A 1,181-nucleotide genomic window follows, 5' to 3' on the forward strand; every position below is an offset into this window, starting at 1 on the left:
GCGCCGGCGATCACTGCCTTGACGATGTTGATATAGCCAGTGCAGCGGCACAAATTGCCTTCCAGCTCATGCGCCACCAGCTCCGGGGTCAGGCTGGTCCCATGCCGGCGCACGATTTCCAGGCCGGCAATCACCATGCCCGGCGTGCAGAAACCGCATTGCAGGCCGTGGGCATCGCGAAACGCCTGCTGCATCGGGTGCAGGCCCGCTTCGCCGCTCACGCCTTCAATGGTCGTGACGGCCGCGCCCTGCACCTGCGCAGCCAGGATGGTGCAGGCCTTCACGGCTGCGCCATCGATCAGCACATTGCACGCACCGCACTGGCTGGTGTCGCAGCCGATATGCGTGCCGGTCAGGCCGAAATCGTCGCGCAACACCTCCACCAGCAGCGCAGCGGCCGGGGCCTCCACATCGCGGCTCTGGCCGTTGATTGTCAGGGTCATCTGCATCTGCGTTGCTCCCTTGCCGCCGTTCAACCGGCGCGCGCTGCCATCATTGCCTTCAGGCCGGCGGCCTGTTCGGCAATGGCCTGCGCGCCCAGCGCGCTGGCCTTGGCCCGCTCCCACCACGAAGCCAGCCCCGGCCGCGCCGCCACCAGCGCCTTGGTCGGCATCGGGCCATCAAGCGCGTCCAGAAAGAAAAACAGCGGGATCAGCGCAGCATCGGCCTGCGTAAAGCTGGCGCCCCACGCGAAAACATCATCAGCGCGGCGATAATGTTCGATATAGCCGAGCGCGTCGCCCATATTCTTCAAGGCATCAGGCACACCCTCCGGATGCTCGCGGCCGCGAAACAGCCCGGTCAGCGCCGGCACCATGTAAACATCGGCAAAGCGCACGATCAGGCGCACCATCGCCGTGCCAGCGGCATCGGCGGGCAGCAGCGCCGGGCCGGGCAGCGCCATATCGAGATAATCGGCAATCACCTGGCTTTCGGCCAACGCCAGATCGCCATCGATCAGCAAGGGCATCTTGCCGGTCGGGCACAGCGCCAGATAGGCATCGGATTTGATGCCGCCGTCAAAATCACCAAGCGCCACTTCGGCGCCCTTGGCCCGGCTAACGAGCAGTGGCCGCATCACGAACGGCGACAATTTCCCACCATAAAGTATCATACCGGTATCCCCCCAAAGAATCTTGCAGGCCAATTGTGGCCTTGGTCTTACAGGCCAATTGCAGCCC

2 protein-coding genes are annotated in these 1,181 nt (G+C 64.5%); both read right to left on the minus strand.

What is annotated here, in order from left to right; translation table 11 throughout:
* Positions 1-449, minus strand: a 449-nt coding sequence (locus tag ABWP50_RS07995; RefSeq protein ID WP_353217470.1) for a (2Fe-2S)-binding protein, incomplete at its 3' end; no start/stop codon positions are given.
* A gap of 23 nt (positions 450-472) precedes the next feature.
* Positions 473-1,114, minus strand: coding sequence for a glutathione S-transferase family protein (locus ABWP50_RS08000; RefSeq protein WP_353217471.1), 642 nt, complete (start codon positions 1,112-1,114; stop codon positions 473-475).
* Between the last annotated feature and the right edge of the window lie 67 nt (positions 1,115-1,181).

Source organism: Sandarakinorhabdus sp. (genome assembly GCF_040398645.1).
Classification (GTDB): Bacteria; Pseudomonadota; Alphaproteobacteria; order Sphingomonadales; family Sphingomonadaceae; genus Sandarakinorhabdus.

What these genes read in the sequence shown, in the direction of transcription:
- ABWP50_RS08000 (WP_353217471.1), bottom strand. Translation starts at nt 1,114, where the DNA reads ATGATACTTTATGGTGGGAAATTGTCGCCGTTCGTGATGCGGCCACTG.